We start from the raw sequence: 15,604 nt of genomic DNA on the forward strand, positions 1-15,604 counted from the left end.
TCCAGCTTCATCTCCGGGGTCGGCACGCCGACCAGGACCACCGTGCCGGCCAGGTCACGGGCGTAGAACGCCTGCTTGTAGGTCTCCGGGCGGCCTACGGCCTCGATGACCACGTCGGCGCCGAACCCGCCGGTCAGCTCCCGGATCGTCTCGACCGGGTCCGCCTCGCTGGAGTTGACCGTGTGGGTGGCGCCCATGGTGCGGGCGGTGGCGAGCTTGCGGTCGTCGATGTCGACGGCGATGATCCTCGCCGCGCCCGCCAGGTACGCCCCGGCGATCGCGGCATCGCCGACTCCGCCGCAGCCGATGACGGCGACCGAGTCGCCGCGGCCGACGTTCCCCGTGTTGATCGCCGCGCCGATGCCCGCCATCACACCGCAGCCCAGCAGCCCGGCCACGGCCGGGGATACGGCCGGGTCCACCTTGGTGCACTGGCCGGCCGCCACCAGCGTCTTCTCGGCGAACGCGCCGATCCCGAGGGCCGGGGAGAGCTCCGTGCCGTCGGTGAGGGTCATCTTCTGCTTGGCGTTATGGGTGTTGAAGCAGTACCAGGGCCGCCCGCGCAGACAGGCCCGGCACTGCCCGCACACCGCACGCCAGTTGAGGATCACGAAGTCACCGGGCGCGACGTCCGTGACGCCCTCCCCCACCGACTCGACGACTCCGGCCGCCTCGTGGCCGAGGAGGAAGGGGAACTCGTCGTTGATACCGCCCTGTTTGTAGTGCAGGTCGGTGTGGCAGACGCCGCAGGCCTGGATCCGCACGACGGCCTCCCCGGGCCCGGGGTCCGGCACGACGATCGTCTCGACCCGTACGGGCTCGTCCTTCCCGGGTGCGATCACGCCGCGCACTTCCTGGGCCATGGTGGTGGTCCCTTCCGTCGACCGATGTCCGTGGTCCCGACCCTACCGGCGGCCACGCGGCAGGGCGGCGCCCGAGCCGGGCGCCGCGCCCGCGGGATCAGTGGATGCCGGGCACCAGCCCGAACAGCGGGGAGACGAGGCCGGTGACCTGCCTGAGCTGGTTCAGCTGGTTGAGGTCGCGCACGTGGTGGAGGGAGGAGAGCTGCCCGGAGACCGAGGGGACCGCGTTCCGCTGCTCGGCGGGGAGGCCGGTGCGCGCGAGCGAGTCGGCCGCGCCGAGCGGCACCAGCCTGCCGACGACCGGGACCCCGGTGTCGGCGGCACTCGCCGGCAGCGCGGCGAGACCCGTGGCGGAGGCGGCGAGACCGACGACGGTGACGATACGTCGAGTGGAGATCATGCCCTCAGCAACGCCGCCGGCCCCCGCCCGGACACGGCCTGAGGCACCCGCTCACCCGACAGGACGAGAACGCGGCACACGGAACGCGGCGAAAGGACGCGGACGTTCACCGCGAACCCTCGGGCCCGGCACGGCGCGCAGCGGCCGTGAACCCGCCCGCGCACCCCCGCCCGCGCGCAGCGGCCGCACACCACCCCCGCCCGCGCGCACCGGCCGCACACCCGCCGACGCGTGCCGCCGACGCCGCCGGGCCGCCCGCACCTCCCCTGCGTGCGAACCGGGTCCGGCTTGCCGGGCCCGGACGGGCGGAGGACGCTCGAAGGAGAGGCCCGTGACGGCCCGCTCCCGCCGGGCCACGGCTTCGTGGGAGGTCACATGGCGACCACGGCACGCCCCGCCTGCGACAGCGGCACCCGCGCGACGGCGGGATCGCCGATCGGATCGTGATCCGGACATGGGACGCGTAGGCAGGAAGGCAGCGCGGGTCCAGGTCAGCTCCCGGCTGACGTGGAGCTTCTCGGCCCGCGCCGGAGTGGGCGGGTCCCACTCCGCCCGGCTGCGGCCCTCGCGGGCCGCCTCCGCGGCGCAGCGGCTGGCGTCCGCCGCGCTGGTGAGGTCCCTGCTGCGCGCGGTGCGGCCCCGGGCCCGTGCCCGTACGCCGCGGGCACTGCCGGGGCGGCGGGCGGGTTCGGCTAGGCTGGGGAGGGGCCGTGACTGGCGCTGAGGTGGAGCACCACCGGGGAGCGGTCCACGCAGAGTCGTAGCCGCGCGCCTGGGCGATTCCGTCGAACGCTCAGGAGTGGACCATGTCCCAGGCCCGACTCATGGACGGCACCGCGCTCGCCCGACGCATCGTCGACGAGACCGCGCGGAAGGCCGCCGAACTCACCGACCGCACGGGCACGGCACCCTGTCTGGCGACGGTGCTGGTCGGAGAGGACCCCGCCTCCGTCACCTACGTCCGGATGAAGCAGAACCGCTGCCGCAAGGCCGGTATCGACTCCCGCCGTGTGGCGCTGCCCGCCGGGACCAGCACCGAGGAACTGGTCGGCACGCTGCGGTCCCTGTCCCAGGACCCCTCCGTCCACGGCATCCTGCTCCAGCACCCCGTCGGCGACCACATCGACGAGCGGGCCGCGTTCGAGGCGATCGCGCCCGAGAAGGACGTCGACGGCGTCACCTTCTCCTCCTTCGCCACGATGAGCTTCGGCCTGCCGGGGTTCGTCTCCTGCACGCCCGGCGGGATCCTGCGGCTGCTCGACGCCTACGACGTCGACCTGTCCGGCAAGCGGGCCGTCGTCGTCGGGCGCAGCGCGATCCTCGGCAAGCCGGTGGGCATGCTGCTGCTCGCCCGGGACGCCACGGTGACGTACTGCCACTCGCGGACACGTGAGCTGTCCGCCGTGGTCCGGGAGGCGGATGTCGTGGTCGCCGCCGTGGGCCGGCCGCGGCTCGTCCGCGGCCAGGACATCAAGCCGGGCGCGGTCGTGATCGACGCGGGCTACAACGAGGGCAACGTCGGCGACGTCGACTTCGACTCGGCCGTGGAGCGGGCCTCGCTCATCACGCCGGTGCCCGGCGGCGTCGGCCCCATGACCATCGCGACGCTTCTGGAGCAGACGGTGGACGCGGCCGCCCGGCAGCTCGGGGTGTGAACGGCGCGGGGTGAAGGCTCCGCGATCCGACGGGTCGTTCACCGGCGGGGGGCGGCGGCGCGGCCATACTGGCCGTCGTGCGCGTAGCGATCATGACGGCGGGTTCCCGGGGAGACGTCGCCCCCTTCACCGGACTGGGGCACGGCCTGGCCCGCGCGGGGCATGCGGTCACCCTGGTCACCCACGGGCGCTTCGAGCCGCTGGTCGCGGGCTCGGGACTCGGCTTCCACGCGCTGCCGGTGGATCCGCGGGCCGAACTCCAGTCCACGCGCGGGCGGGGCCTGCACCGCAGCGCGACCGACGCGGGCAAGATGCTGCGGGCCGTCGGGCTGGTGCGGGCGGCCCTCGCGCGCATGACGGACGAGCTGATCGCGGCGGCGGAGAAGAGCGACGTGCTGCTGCTGTCCGGCTCCCTGGGGCCGGTCGGGCACGCCATCGCCGAGGCGCTGGGCCTGCCCTGCATGGGCACCCATCTGCAACCCCTGTCACCCACCCGGGAGTTCGCCCCTCCGCTGCTCGGCGGCGGTCACTGGGGAGCGCCGGTGAACCGCCTCGCCGGGCACGGGGTGAACCTCGCCGTGGAGCGGGTCTTCTCGGCGGCCGTGCCCGGCGTGCGGGCGCGGCTCGGGCTGCCCGCCTCGCGGATCGGCACCGCCCGCCGCATCCGGGCGGGGCTGCGCCTGCCGGTGCACCACGGCTTCAGCCCCCTGGTGGTGCCCCGGCCCCGTGACTGGCGGGCCGGTCTGGAGGTGTGCGGCTACTGGTGGCCGTACGACCGTGACGACCGGCTCCCGGACGAACTGCGGGAGTTCCTGGACGCGGGGCCGCCCCCGGTGTTCGTCGGGCTCGGCAGTGCCACCGTGCCCGATCCGGTCCGGCTCAGCGGGACGATCGTGCGCGCGCTGCGCCGGGCGGGACTGCGCGGGGTGGTGCAGCGGGGCTGGGCCGGCCTGGCGGCCGCCGGTGACGACATGCTGACCATCGACGAGGTCGCGCACTCGGCGCTGTTCCCGCGCATGGCCGCGGTGGTGCATCACGCCGGGGCGGGCACGACGGCGGCCGGGCTGCGCGCCGGGGTGCCCGCGGTGCCGCTGCCGGTCCAGTTCGACGAGGGTTTCTGGGCGCAGCGCCTGGTCCGTCTCGGTGTGGCCCCGTGCGCCGTCCCGCTGCGCGGGCTCACCGCGGACGCGCTCTCCGCGGCGCTCGCCCGGGCCACGGCAGACGCCGCCCACCTGCGACGGGCCGAGGCCCTGGGCGCCCGGATCCGCGGGGAGGACGGCGTCGCACCGGTGCTGGCCGCCGTGGACCGGCTGGCGAGCTGACCGGGCCGGCCACGGACGAGACGGCCGGCCGCCTTCGTCCATGACCGGCCGCCTTCGTCGGTGCCGGCCGTCTCGCCCGGCCCTCTCGTGGCTGGCCGGCGGGTGTGCCGTGACGCCGTCGGCGGAGTCCTACGGGGTCACCTGGTCACCTCTGTGGAGCGCCGGGCCACCTCAGGCCGGGCCGACGCCCCCGTCCCTCGGTTGCGGGCGCTGCTGGAAGAGGCGCACCGGGACCGTGTCGGCCAGGACCTTGTACCCGGCCGGGTTGAGGTGGAGGTGGTCGCCGGTGTCGTAGGCGGGCAGCAGTGCGCGCGGGTTCTGCGGGTCACGGGCCGCCTGGTCGAAGTCGATGACGGCGTCGAACCGGCCGCTCGTGCGGATCCACCGGTTGACCGCCTGCCGGGCCGACTCGCGGAGGCCGGCCGGGTCGTCGTAGCCGTTGCCGCCGAACGGGGTGAGGGTGGCACCGTAGACGCGGATGCCCTGGGCGTGGGCGCGGGCGACGATCTGCTGGTAGGCGCCGATCAGGTCGTCCGTGACCTGCTTCATCGCCGGCTCGGTCGCGTCGGCGGTGCCGATGTCGTTGACGCCCTCGAAGACGATGAGCCGGTCGACGCCGCTCTGGGCGAGGACATCACGGTCGAGGCGGGCCAGGGCGTTGGGGCCCAGACCGTCGTGGAGGACCCGGTTGCCGCCGGCCGCCTCGTTGACGACCGCGATGCCCGCCGTGCCGGGGCGGGAGCGCAGCCGGTCCTGGAGCTGGTCCGGCCAGCGGTCGTTGCCGTTGGTCGTGGACCCGCGGCCGTCGCTGAGCGAGTCGCCGAGCACGACGGTGGCGGAGGTGGAGTTCTTCGACCACACCTCCAGGCCGCTGAGGAAGTACCAGTGGTCGGCGGTGGTGGCGCCGGGCAGTGCGGTGTCGTCCAGGTGCTCGCCGGCGAGCATGTAGGACGTGGTGCGCGAGCCGGGGTGCGAGGTGATGGAGGTGGAGGCCTGGCCGTCGGCGAGGTAGAGGGTCACGGTGAGGTTGGTTCCGGCCCTCACGTCGAGGTCCAGCGGGTCGCTCACCGCCTGGGCGCCCATCGGGATGTCGATGCCCTGGTGCCCGCCGAACGTCACCGTCCTCGCGCTGCCCGGCACGATCGCGTCGACGCCCGCCTTGCCGTCGGCCGGGCGTGCCACGGTGACGCCGGTGACGGGCAGGTCGGTGCCGCCGAACGCGTTGGAGAAGCGCAGCCGCAGGTGCTGCCCGCCCACTCCGACGTGCACGGTCTGGCGCAGCGTGGCGCGCTCGAACACGCGGTCGGACTGGGTGAAGGGCGCGGGCGGCATGTTGCCGGGCTCGGTCAACTGGGGCATGGACGCCCAGGTGTCCACCCAGTGGCCGCCGGCGTCGCTCGTCGCGGCGGCGGCCTGCGCGGGCCGGGGTGCGGCGTCGCGTGCACCGGACGCCGTGTGCGTGGTGAAGCCCGCCGTGCCGACGACCAGGGCGACGGCGACGCTCACCAGCGAGGATCTCTTCATCCGCGGATTACCTCCATCTGTTCTCGGTCGGTCTGTGCTGTCTGTTCTCGGTGGGCCTGTGCCGGTGGCCGGAGCCGGGCCGCATCAGGCCTGCTCCGCCAGCGGGTTCAGGGTGGCGGCCTCGGGCCCGGGCTCCGGGCCGGAGACGGCCGCGACGACGGCGTCGGCCTCCGCGTCCGGTTCGGGCAGCAGCAGGCCGAGGCCGGTGTACACGACGAGCGAGGTGACCAGCGGGGTGACGACCACGGTGGTCTGGGAGGCCCCGTCCAGGCCGTACTTGACGAGGAAGTAGCCGCCGAGGCCGAGCGCCCAGGAGGTCAGTGCCGCCCGGGAGCCGCAGCGGCGGAAGGCCGGCAGCAGGCCCAGCAGCATCGGGATGGAGATCGGGCCCATGACGGCCGCGACCATGCCGACGATGATCCCGAGGACGCCGCCGAAGTGGTCGGCCTCGATGGCGACGACCATGGAGACGGTGATGAAGACGACCGTGACCACCCGCGCCACCCGCAGACCCCGCTCGGTGCTCGCGTCGCGGAAGCCGGGGAAGAGGGCGGGCAGGATGTCACGGGTGACCACCGCCGAGATGGCGTTGGCGTCGGAGGAGGCCATGGCCATGGTGTGGGAGAACATTCCGGCGAGGGTCAGACCCACCAGGCCCATGGGCAGGTAGGACTGCGCCATCAGCGCGTACGTCTGCTGCGGGTCGGCGATGTGGGGCATGAGCACCGGCGCGGCGACCGCGGGCAGCAGCAGCACGGCCGGCCACACCAGGTACAGGGCGGCCGAGAGCCCCGCCGAGCGGCGGGCGGCGCGCGGGGAGTCCGTGGCCATGTAGCGCTGGGCCAGGTTCCACATGCCGCCGTTGTACTCGAAGAGCTTCACGACGACGTACGCGGTGAGGAAGCCGGCCGTGTAGGGGCCGACGAGCGGGTCGGTGTGCCCGGACGGCAGCCGGTGCCACAGGGTGCCGATGCTCGAGGGGCCGCCGAGCCGGTCGAGGACCACCCACATCATCGACAGCGCCGCCACGCCCTGGATGACGAACTGGCCGAACTCGGTGAGGGCGTCCGCCCACAGCCCGCCGACCGTGCAGTACAGCAGGGTGACGACGCCGGTCAGCAGGATGCCGTTGGTCATCGACATGCCGGTGAAGACCTTCAGCAGCACGGCCACCGACGCCCACTTGGCGGCGACGTCGAAGACCTTGAGCAGCGCGCCGCTCCAGGCCAGTGCCTGCTGGGTCGGGATGTTGTAGCGGCGGGCGAGGTACTCCAGCGGCGAGGCGACCTTGAAGCGCCGTTGCAGCCGGTTCCACCGGGGGGCGAAGAGCCAGGCGCCGACGCCGGTGCCGAGGGCGAGGGGCAGGAACGCCCAGACGTAGACGGTGATGCCGTAGTTGTAGGCGACGGCGGCGTAGGCGACGAACACGGCGGCGCTGTAGCCGGACATGTGGTGCGAGATGCCGGTCAGCCACCAGGGCATCTTGCCGCCGCCGGTGAAGTAGTCGGAGACGTCGTTGACACGCCGGTGCGACCACACGCCGATGAGGAGCATCACCAGGAAGTAGGCGCCGACGGCGGCCCAGTCGAGCCAGTGCATGGGAGGACCTTCTTGTCACGGGGGTTCGGGGACGTGGGGGGCGTTCGGGACCGGGCGGCGGACGGGACGCCGCCCGGTGTCACCAGCGCGGGGACTTCTTCTCGTACGTCGGGTCCAGCCGGCGCATGTAGCCGGTGTCGTCCCGGTTGCGCAGGCCGCAGCGCAGGTACTGCTCGTGCAGCCGGGCCAGCGCGTCGCGGTCCAGCTCGACGCCGAGGCCGGGGCCGACGGGCACGGCGACCGAGCCGTCACGGAAGCCGAGCGCGCCGGGGACGATCACGTCCTCCGCCGGGTCCTTCCACGGCCAGTGCGTGTCGCAGGCGTAGGTGAGGTTCTCCGTGGCGGCGGCCAGGTGGGTCATCGCGGCCAGGCTGATGCCGAGGTGGGAGTTGGAGTGCATCGACAGGCCCAGACCGAAGGTGTCGCAGATCCCGGCGAGCAGCTTGGAGCGGTGCAGACCGCCCCAGTAGTGGTGGTCGGAGAGCACGACCTGGACCGCGTCGGCGCGCACCGCCGAGGGCAGTTCGTCGAAGGCGACCACGCACATGTTGGTGGCCAGCGGCATGGCGGCCTCGCGGGCGACGCGGGCCATGCCCTCCTGGCCGGGCGTGGGGTCCTCCAGGTACTCCAGGACCCCTTCGAGGTCGCGGGCCACCTTCAGCGAGGTCTCCACGGTCCAGGCGGCGTTGGGGTCCAGGCGCAGCGGAGTGGCGGGGAAGGCCTCCCGCAGGGCCAGCACCGCCTCCACCTCCTGCTCGGGCGGCATCACCCCGCCCTTGAGCTTGATCGCCGTGAAGCCGTACTCGTCCACCATGCGCCGGGCCTGCGCCACGATGCCCTCCGGCGTCAGGGCGGCACCCCAGTCGTCGGGCTCGTGCCCCGGGTGCGCGGCCCACTTGTAGAAGAGGTAGGCGCTGAACGGCACCCGGTCGCGGACGGCCCCGCCGAGCAGGTCGCAGACCGGGCGGCCGGCGGCGCGGCCCCGGATGTCCAGGCAGGCCACCTCGAACGGGGAGAAGACCCGGTCCACGGTGCTGCTGGTGGTGATCATGCCGGTCAGTCCGTGGCCGTCGCTGCCGCTGTCGCCGCCGAGCGCCTGGGCGATCCGCCGGTGCATCGGGCCGAGTTCGTGTACGTCCATGCCGGTGATCGCGTCGGCGGCCGTGCGCAGTCTGCGCAGGTGGCCCTCGTCGGCGTAGGTCTCGCCCAGTCCGGTGACGCCCTGATCGGTCGTCACCTCGATGACGGCGCGCAGCGCGTAGGGCTCGTGGACGCCGACCGCGTTGAGGAGGGCGGGGTCCTTGAACGCCACGGGGGTGATGTCGACGCGGGCGATCCGCAGTGCCTCGCTCATCGGGCCACCGCCCCGGCCGCGGCGATCGCGTCCGTGTCGCCGGCCGGGCGGGCCCCGGTGAGCAGGGCCGAGCCCTTCGCGATGAGCGCCTCCAGTTCGGCGAGGTCCTCGGGCGCGGGGTCGGTCAGCGGCGGGCGTACGCCGCCCACGTCCAGTCCCCTCAGCCGGACGCCCGCCTTGACCAGGGCCACCGAGTAGCCGGGGACGCGGTCGCGCAGCGCGATCAGGGGGTGGAAGAAGCCTGCCAGCAGCCGCTGCACGACCTCGTCGTCCCCGGCCGTGACGGCCCGGTGGAAGGCCAGCGCGATCTCGGGGGCGAAGCAGAACACCGCCGAGGAGTAGAGCCCGACACCGATGCCCCGGTAGGCGAGTACGGTGCCCTCGGCGGTGGGCATCCCGTTGAAGAACTGGAAGCCGCTGCCGCCGGTGGCCGGATCGGCCCGGACGGCGGTCACGATCCGGCCGAGGAGGTCCAGGTCGCCGGTGCCGTCCTTCAGGCCCACCACCTGCGGCAGGCGGGCGACCTCGAGGGCCGAGGCGACGTCGAACCGGGCCGTGCCGCGCTGGTAGACGATCACCGGCAGCGCACTGGCGGCCACCACCTGGCGCACATAGGCGAGCAGTCCGGCCGGCGGTCCGGCCACCAGGTACGGGGGCATCAGCAGCAGCCCGTCGGCGCCGGCCTCCTCCGCCGCCCGTGCGTACTGTCGGGCGAGGGGCAGCGAACCGCCCGCGCCGGCGAAGACCGGGACCCGGCCGCCGGCCACCTCCACGGCGGTGCGCACCACGGAAGCGAACTCACGCAGCCCCAGCGCGTGGAACTCCCCCGTTCCGCAGGCGACGAACACCCCGCCCGCGCCGGCTTCGATGCCGGACTCCAGATGGATCGAAAGTTTCGCCGTGTCGACCGACCCATCAGCGGCGAAAGGAGTGACGGGAAAGAACAGAACGCCCTGAAGCATGGTGACCCCATCCGATGCGCGGTCACATACATGAACGCGCATCAAGAGTACGAATGACTTGGGGGAATGTAAGGGTGGCCGCTCATCAGGGTCAAGGCGTGTGCACAGGGCCGTTTCGCGCGCACGACAGCGCATGGAGATCACTTCGGGTGCGCGCGCGGGAGTTCACCGAGGTCGACCGCAAAGAGGGCGATCCTTGACCGAAACTTTCGAGCCGGGCGAATCACCGGCGGCCCCATGGCCACTCTTGTCGTGAACACATCTTGTCGAGCGGCCCAAGCATCCTTACTTTTCAGTAAGTTCACTGTGGACGGGCCCGCGTTCCGAATCCCCCGAAAAATCCGAGGAAGGAGAGCAGTCATGCCTGCCTCCAGAACCAGGCACCTGTGCTCCCTGGCCGCCGCCCTCGTCCTGACCGTCGCCGGGCCGGCGACCGCCGCTTCCGCCGGGACCGCCGCGGCCGACGCCTCCGACGGGCTGCGCGAGGTGCTGTTCGTCGGCGACAACTGGGACGGGACCGCCGACGTGATCCGGTCCACCGGCGACTTCGCGAGGATCGGCCGCGTCAACGTGATCCCCGACAAGCAGCAGCGGATCGCTGAGATCAACGCCGACCCGATCAAGTGGATCTACTACACCTCCATCCGCGACCAGGTCGGCGAGGGCCACGACCAGTACGTGGACGACATGTACTCCACGCCGGACGGCAGATCGGTGGTGGTCTCCCGGCCGAGCTTCGCCGACGTCGTCTCCATCGACCTGGCCACCGGCCGGGTCAACTGGCGCTTTCCCGTGGCCGGTTACCGGGCCGACCACATGGCGGTCTCCCCCGACGGAACCCGGGTCGCCGTGTCCGCCTCCACCGCGAACAAGGTGCAGGTCCTCGACATCGTCACCGGCAGGGAAGTGGGCGAGTTCGCCACCGGCGACAAGCCGCACGAGAACGTCTTCACCGACGGTGGCCGGTACATCTGGAACATGTCGATCGGCGAGGTCACCACCTCGCTCGACAGCCCGGGATGGGACTGGACGAAGGGCGACCGGCACATCACCGTCGTCGACGCCACCACCTTCAAACAGGTCAGGACCATCGACATGCGGGACCGGCTGGACGCGGCCGGGCTGAAGGACTTCTCCGACGCGGTCCGCCCGGCCGCGTTCACCCCCGACTGGTCCACGCTGTACTTCCAGGTGTCGTTCTTCAACGGCTTCCTGGAGTACGACGTCGCCGCCGACCGGATCACCCGTGTGAAGACCCTGCCGGGCAACCCCGAGACCGACCCCGACCGCACCACCTGGCTCCTGGACTCCCGCCACCACGGCATCGCGATGAACCCCGAGGGGACCAGGCTCTGCGTCGCCGGGACCATGGACGACTACGCGACGGTCGTGGACCGTTCGAGCCTTCAGGAGGGCCCGCTGGTCCCCGCCGTCAAGCCGTACTGGGCCACCGTCAGCGGCGACGGCAAGGACTGCGTCGTCTCCGAGAGCGGCGCCGACCGGGTCACGGCCATCGACTTCGCCACCGGCCGCAAGGTCGCCTCGGTCGCGGTCGGCGACCATCCGCAGCGGGTGCGCCTGGGCCACGTCCAGGCCGACTGGACGGGGCCGACCGCCGGCTAGCCGTACACGCGCTCGTCTCCCGACCGCTCGTCTCCCAACCGCTCGTCCCTCAACCGCTCGTCCCTCAACCGCCCACCCTTCCCCGGCAGCCCTTCAACCCCTCGACGACCTCCACCGTCCGCCCCACCGCGTCCTCGCCCGCCATGCGGCGGGCCGCGGTGGCGGCGGCGCGGGCGTGGCGCCCGTCCCGTGCGGCACGGCCGAGGGCGTCGGCCAGCCGCTCGACGGTGAGCCCCCCGAACGGCACCGGGTCAGGGGCCGCGCCGAGGGCGGCGAGCCGTGCCGCCCAGAACGGCTGATCCGCCGTCACCGGCACCGGCACCGAGGGCACCCCGGCACGCAGCGCGGCCGCCGAGGTACCGGCACCGGCGTGGTGCACGACGGCGGCGACCCGCGGGAAGAGCAGCGCGTGCGGCACGTCACCGACGGTCAGCACGTCGTCCCCCTCGGCGGCGAGCCCGGCGCTGCCGGACTGGAGCACGCCGCGCAGTCCGGCCCGCCGCAACGCCGCCACGGCCAGTTCGCTCAGCCGCTCGCCGTCGCCGCTCGCCATGGAGCCGAACCCGATGAACACCGGTCGCGGCCCGGCCGTGAGGAAGTCCTCCAGCTCGGCGGGGAGCCGTTCGGCCGGATCGACGTACGGCCACCAGGTGCCGACGACCTCCAGGCCGGGCCGCCAGTCGGCGGGGCGTGGCACGAGGGTCTGGCTGAAGCCGTACAGGACGGTCCCGTGCGCCGCCTCCCGCCGACGGCGGGCGGTGGCGGGACCAAGCGGCGGAAGGCCCAGTCGGCCGCGCAGTTCGGCGACCGCCGGGGCGTAGAGGCGATCGGCCATGCGCAGGGCGAACCGTCCGGCCGTACGGTTGCCGAGGCGGCCCAGGGAACGGGTGCCGGTGACGACGGGCGGGAAGTCCCCGGTGGGCTCCGTGGGCGTGAGATGCGCGCCGAGACTCGGGGTGCCCGTGGCCTCGGCGAGGTGCCGGCCGAGCGGGGCCGTGGTCGTGGACAGCACCAACAGGTCGGTGGCGTCGTCCATGACGTCGGCGAAGCCGCGCCCGAGCTCGGTGACGAACGCGGCGGCGCTGCGCATCAGGGCGCGCCGTCCGGCGGCGCCGTCCTGGGCCTCAGGGCGCGCGGGCAGGCCGCGGAACTCCAAACCGGCCCGGCGGACCAGGGGCGCGAAGGGCTCCGGCGCGGCGACGGCGACCTCGTGTCCGGCCCGCCGCAGTCCGGCGCCCAGACCCGTGTAGGGATCGACGTCCCCCCTCGAACCGGCGGCGGTGATCAGGATCCTCATCGGTTCCCCTCGGGGTCGGTGCGGCGGGAGGCGTTGGCGTGCACCGCCTTGCCCAGGTAGGCGGCGAGGCCGGGGCGCTGCTGCGACGGCGGCACGACGAGGGCGAAGGCGCGCGGGTCGGCGACCATGTCGTCCGCGATGCGCCGGTGCATGTCCGGCGGGCACGAGGTGAACCAGCGCGAGATGTGCAGGCGGTGCTCCTCGGCGAGGTCCATGGCCCGCTCGCCGCCGGCGGGCTCGCCGTCGTCGAAGGCGGCGAGCAGTTCGGCGCGCCAGGCCGCCGCCTCCCGCATGAGCAGGCGCCAGTCCTCCTTGGTGTGCGCGGCGGCCCGCGCCATGGACTCCCGCTGTCCCTGGGAGTCGGCCCATTTCAGCTGGGCCTCGGTGGCGTAGCTGAGGTCGAAGGCGATCTCGCCGAAGACCTCGAAGCGTTCCTCGGGGGTGAGGGACACGCCGGTCTGCTGGACCTCGATGGCCCGTTCGGCGACCTCGGCCAGCCGTTGCAGCCGCGCGATCTCCTCGCCCAGCCGCAGCTGCCGGGCCCGGAGGTGTTCGAGCGCGTTGGCCTGGGGGTCCTTGAGGATGGCGGCGATCTCGTCGAGCGAGAAGCCGAGTTCCCGGTAGAAGAGGACCTGCTGGAGGCGTGCGAGGTCGCCGTCGTCGTAGAGCCGGTACCCGGCCCGGCTGCGCGCGCTGGGTGACAGCAGCCCGGCCCGGTCGTAGTGGTGCAGTGTCCGGACCGTGACCCCGGCGAAGGCCGCCACCTGTCCCACGGAGTAGCTCATGCTCCTGCCCTTTCGTCGGGTACAGCCTGAAGCCTGACGTGAGGGCAGGGTCAATCGCGGGGCTCATCCGCCGACCCGGCGGGTCAGGTTCAGCAGGTACTCCTTGCGATCGAGAGGGTTGTGGTCGGTGCGCGGGCGCTCGGGAACCGTGCCGCCGGTGACCGGGGCGTAGTGGTCGAAGGCCGTCTCCAGTTCGCCCTCGCCGCGGGTCAGCCCCGGCAGCTGCTGCTCGAGCGCGTGCACGCGGGCGGCCGGGACCTCGCCGTCCAGGACGCAGTCGGTGCCACGGGTCCGGGTGGTGCGGGGCACGGCCCGCAGCGCGGCCAGCACCGGCAGCAGCGCACCGAGGGTGTCCGCGGGCGCCTCGACGCGGAAGCGGTGCATCGGCTCGTGGACGCGGGTGCCCGCGCGCCGCAGCGCCTCGGTCAGGACGAGAGGGGTCAGGCCGCGGAAGTCGGCGCCGGTGCTGGACATGCTCTTGTCGAAGCCCTGGTGGGCGTGGCTCTGGCGGGGCGAGTAGCCGGAGTGGGTCATGGTCACCGTGCAGTCGGTGACCTGCCAGCCGTGCAGGCCCTGCCCGAGCGCCTCGCGCACGGTGTCCTCGACCGCCTTGAAGAAGGCGTACGGCATCGAGCCCAGCTCCACCTCCATCCGGAAGTCCGCCCCGGAGCCGGCCGGGGCGGGGTCGACGCGCAGCCCGACGGTGGCGAGGAAGGGGTTGCCGTCCCTCTTGTTGAACTCCACGGCCGCTCCGGTCCCCACCGGCCGTTCGATGCACAGCGGGGTGGTCTCGCGGAAGGTGACGTCCAGCCCGAACTCGTCGGCGAGCGTGGCCTGGAGGACCTCCTTCTGCACCTCTCCGTACAACGACACCGACGTCTCGCGGCGCACCTCGTCGTGGCGCAGCCCGATCAGGGGGTCCTGTTCGGCGAGCCGGGTGAGCGCGAGGTGCAGGGCCCCGCGGCCGGTCCCGGGGCCCGGCACGACGACGGTCTCCAGGGTCGGCGGTGCGAAGAAGCGCTCCTGTGTCTTGAGCGGTTCGCCGACGGCGTCGCCGATCCTGATGTCGGCCAGGCCCCACAACCGGGCGATCCGGCCGGCGGGGACGGCGTCGGCGCGGACGTCCGTGCCGTGGTCGAAGACGCCGATGGAGGTGACCCGGCCCTCGGTGCGGGACTCGCCGTAGGGGACGCGGTCGCGGACGCGGAGCGTGCCGGAGAACATCCGCGCGTACGCCACCTTCTCCCCCGCCGGTCCCCGCTCGACCTTGAACACGGTGGCCGAGACCGGCCCGCCGGGGTCGCCCGCGGCGGCGGGCAGCAGGTCCCTGATGCCGCCGATCAGCGCGTCCACGCCCGCTCCGGTGATCGCGGAGCCGAAGTACAGCGGGTGCGCGAGGGACTGGCGGGTCTGGGCGGCGAGGGCCGTGTGCAGGAGGTCGTCGCCGAGGGTGCCTTCGACGTAGGCGGTCAGCAGGGCGTCGTCGTGGTCGGCGAGGACGTCGGCGGCGCCCGGGCCGAGGGCGGGGACGAAGCGGGCCGCGCGGGTGCCGAGCCCCTCGACGCGCCCCATCGGCACCGCGTCGGGCGTGAGCCGGCGTGCGATGGCCCGCAGCAGGGTCTCGTCCTGGGCCCCGCGCCGGTCGATCTTGTTGACGAAGAGCAGGGTCGGGATGCGCAGCCGCTGGAGGGTGCGCAGCAGTACCCGGGTCTGTGCCTGGACGCCCTCGACCGCGGAGATCACGAGGACCGCGCCGTCGAGCACGCCGAGGACCCGTTCCACCTCGGCGATGAAGTCGGGGTGGCCGGGGGTGTCGATGAGGTTGACGGTGACGTCGTCGACCGGGAAGGAGACGACGGCGGACTTGATGGTGATGCCACGCTGCCGCTCCAGGGCGAGCGTGTCGGTCCGTGTGCTGCCGGCGTCGACGCTGCCGATCTCGTCGATCACGCCGACGGAGTGCAGCAGCCGCTCGGTCAGGCTGGTCTTACCGGCGTCTACGTGCGCGAGGATGCCGAGGTTGAGCAAGTGCACTGAGCGTCATGTCCTTCTGCATGGGCGGGATTCCTTTCTGGGCGGACAGGGACGCAGTGCGCATGGGTGCTCCTCGCTGGGTGACAGCCGGTCACGGACAGTGCAGCAGGGCGGCGGCCCGGACGGCAATGGATTAACGGTCAACAAACCCCGTCACACCACTCGCCGTGCCCGGGGCTCGGCCAT

12 protein-coding genes and 1 riboswitch are annotated in these 15,604 nt (G+C 73.2%); of the genes, 3 read left to right on the plus strand and 9 right to left on the minus strand.

Going from position 1 to position 15,604, the window contains the following annotated elements:
- Window positions 1–863 (minus strand): S-(hydroxymethyl)mycothiol dehydrogenase (locus tag ABZ484_RS14855; protein WP_358866277.1); only part of this gene is annotated, 863 nt, incomplete at its 3' end.
- 97 nt (window positions 864–960) lie between these two features.
- A complete protein-coding gene (locus ABZ484_RS14860) occupies window positions 961–1,263 on the minus strand; it encodes a hypothetical protein (protein WP_358866278.1) in 303 nt (100 codons plus the stop codon).
- A gap of 700 nt (window positions 1,264–1,963) precedes the next feature.
- Window positions 1,964–2,048, plus strand: a riboswitch (ZMP/ZTP riboswitch).
- A 21-nt stretch (window positions 2,049–2,069) separates the two neighbouring features.
- On the opposite strand from ABZ484_RS14860, the gene ABZ484_RS14865 reads away from it, so the two are divergent.
- Both ABZ484_RS14865 and ABZ484_RS14870 read left to right on the plus strand, forming a co-directional pair.
- Complete coding sequence (locus ABZ484_RS14865) at window positions 2,070–2,918, plus strand: bifunctional 5,10-methylenetetrahydrofolate dehydrogenase/5,10-methenyltetrahydrofolate cyclohydrolase (RefSeq protein WP_358866279.1); 849 nt, start codon at window positions 2,070–2,072, stop codon at window positions 2,916–2,918.
- Between the two features lie 92 nt (window positions 2,919–3,010).
- Entirely contained in the window at window positions 3,011–4,240 is a 1,230-nt protein-coding gene (locus ABZ484_RS14870) for a glycosyltransferase (RefSeq protein WP_358866335.1), read from the plus strand.
- Between the two features lie 171 nt (window positions 4,241–4,411).
- Here the strand turns inward: ABZ484_RS14870 and ABZ484_RS14875 are convergent, their stop codons facing one another.
- The 4 genes from ABZ484_RS14875 to ABZ484_RS14890 form a co-directional block, all read right to left on the minus strand.
- Window positions 4,412–5,764, minus strand: a complete 1,353-nt coding sequence (locus ABZ484_RS14875; protein ID WP_358866280.1) for an SGNH/GDSL hydrolase family protein — start codon at window positions 5,762–5,764, stop codon at window positions 4,412–4,414.
- A gap of 84 nt (window positions 5,765–5,848) precedes the next feature.
- Window positions 5,849–7,363 (minus strand): sodium:solute symporter family protein, encoded by a 1,515-nt coding sequence (locus ABZ484_RS14880; protein ID WP_358866281.1) that lies wholly within the window; start codon window positions 7,361–7,363, stop codon window positions 5,849–5,851.
- A 79-nt stretch (window positions 7,364–7,442) separates the two neighbouring features.
- Window positions 7,443–8,717, minus strand: coding sequence for a glucarate dehydratase family protein (locus ABZ484_RS14885; RefSeq protein WP_358866282.1), 1,275 nt, complete (start codon window positions 8,715–8,717; stop codon window positions 7,443–7,445).
- Window positions 8,714–9,679 (minus strand): 5-dehydro-4-deoxyglucarate dehydratase, encoded by a 966-nt coding sequence (locus ABZ484_RS14890; RefSeq protein ID WP_358866283.1) that lies wholly within the window; start codon window positions 9,677–9,679, stop codon window positions 8,714–8,716. The genes ABZ484_RS14885 and ABZ484_RS14890 overlap by 4 nt, the downstream gene beginning before the upstream one ends.
- A 360-nt stretch (window positions 9,680–10,039) precedes the next feature.
- Here ABZ484_RS14890 and ABZ484_RS14895 point away from each other — a divergent pair, with 360 nt between their 5' ends.
- Complete coding sequence (locus ABZ484_RS14895) at window positions 10,040–11,302, plus strand: YncE family protein (protein WP_358866284.1); 1,263 nt, start codon at window positions 10,040–10,042, stop codon at window positions 11,300–11,302.
- 64 nt (window positions 11,303–11,366) lie between these two features.
- Here the strand turns inward: ABZ484_RS14895 and ABZ484_RS14900 are convergent, their stop codons facing one another.
- The 3 genes from ABZ484_RS14900 to ABZ484_RS14910 form a co-directional block, all read right to left on the minus strand.
- Window positions 11,367–12,599: a glycosyltransferase gene (locus ABZ484_RS14900; protein ID WP_358866285.1), complete on the minus strand. Its 1,233-nt coding sequence runs from the start codon at window positions 12,597–12,599 to the stop codon at window positions 11,367–11,369.
- Complete coding sequence (locus ABZ484_RS14905; protein WP_358866286.1) at window positions 12,596–13,384, minus strand: MerR family transcriptional regulator; 789 nt, start codon at window positions 13,382–13,384, stop codon at window positions 12,596–12,598. The genes ABZ484_RS14900 and ABZ484_RS14905 overlap by 4 nt, the downstream gene beginning before the upstream one ends.
- Before the next feature lie 63 nt (window positions 13,385–13,447).
- A complete protein-coding gene (locus ABZ484_RS14910; RefSeq protein ID WP_358866287.1) occupies window positions 13,448–15,418 on the minus strand; it encodes a translation factor GTPase family protein in 1,971 nt (656 codons plus the stop codon).
- Window positions 15,419–15,604 lie beyond the last annotated feature (186 nt).

The sequence above is a fragment of the Streptomyces sp. NPDC006393 genome (assembly GCF_040628575.1).
Lineage (GTDB): Bacteria > Actinomycetota > Actinomycetes > Streptomycetales > Streptomycetaceae > Streptomyces.

Bases quoted from the DNA above. Each gene is read 5' to 3' on its own strand.
- ABZ484_RS14860 (WP_358866278.1), bottom strand. From the start codon at position 1,263: ATGATCTCCACTCGACGTATCGTCACCGTCGTCGGTCTCGCCGCCTCC.
- ABZ484_RS14865 (WP_358866279.1), top strand. From the start codon at position 2,070: ATGTCCCAGGCCCGACTCATGGACGGCACCGCGCTCGCCCGACGCATC.
- ABZ484_RS14870 (WP_358866335.1), top strand. From the start codon at position 3,011: ATGACGGCGGGTTCCCGGGGAGACGTCGCCCCCTTCACCGGACTGGGG.
- ABZ484_RS14875 (WP_358866280.1), bottom strand. From the start codon at position 5,764: ATGAAGAGATCCTCGCTGGTGAGCGTCGCCGTCGCCCTGGTCGTCGGC.
- ABZ484_RS14880 (WP_358866281.1), bottom strand. From the start codon at position 7,363: ATGCACTGGCTCGACTGGGCCGCCGTCGGCGCCTACTTCCTGGTGATG.
- ABZ484_RS14885 (WP_358866282.1), bottom strand. From the start codon at position 8,717: ATGAGCGAGGCACTGCGGATCGCCCGCGTCGACATCACCCCCGTGGCG.
- ABZ484_RS14890 (WP_358866283.1), bottom strand. From the start codon at position 9,679: ATGCTTCAGGGCGTTCTGTTCTTTCCCGTCACTCCTTTCGCCGCTGAT.
- ABZ484_RS14895 (WP_358866284.1), top strand. From the start codon at position 10,040: ATGCCTGCCTCCAGAACCAGGCACCTGTGCTCCCTGGCCGCCGCCCTC.
- ABZ484_RS14900 (WP_358866285.1), bottom strand. From the start codon at position 12,599: ATGAGGATCCTGATCACCGCCGCCGGTTCGAGGGGGGACGTCGATCCC.
- ABZ484_RS14905 (WP_358866286.1), bottom strand. From the start codon at position 13,384: ATGAGCTACTCCGTGGGACAGGTGGCGGCCTTCGCCGGGGTCACGGTC.